Source organism: Rhodococcus sp. KRD175 (assembly GCF_017168275.1).
GTDB classification, from domain to species: Bacteria; Actinomycetota; Actinomycetes; order Mycobacteriales; family Mycobacteriaceae; genus Rhodococcoides; species Rhodococcoides fascians.
This window is the reverse complement of record NZ_JABFAQ010000037.1, coordinates 1-410: the sequence shown is the minus strand read 5'-3', so window position 1 is coordinate 410 and position 410 is coordinate 1. Positions and strand designations below refer to the sequence as shown.

Annotated in this window: 1 pseudogene; it reads right to left on the bottom strand. The window is 28.3% G+C overall.

Annotation, left to right across the window (positions count from 1 at the left end):
• Positions 1-130: 130 nt before the first annotated feature.
• Positions 131-410, bottom strand: a pseudogene (locus tag J1M81_RS24385) (phage tail domain-containing protein); the annotation flags it as partial.

Here is a 410-nt window from a genome sequence, read left to right as displayed (position 1 = left end):
GTGATGTACCTAGCTTCATTCAGTTCATAATATTCTTTAAAAGAACCATAATCTACATCTAGTAAATTTTCACAAATCAATTCATTAAAATCCATTACTGATAAATGATCATGATAATCCATTAAATCACCTACCTATAAATAAAAGGAAACTTAAATGTAGTTTTAATATCCCTGACGTCTCCTTTAATCTTAAATTCATTTTTACCTGGCTCTAATGTTATAATGCCTCTATTTGTATCAAGTCCCACTCTATTTATATCTCGAGATGCATACACACCATCTAAAACAAAATCAGTGTTTTTATCTATACTTTTGTTGTACTTAAAAATATCACCTGTTGTATAGTTAACCAGTTCAAATCCTCCACTCGCATTTAAATTAATTAATATTTTCAAATCGTGCTTGAAT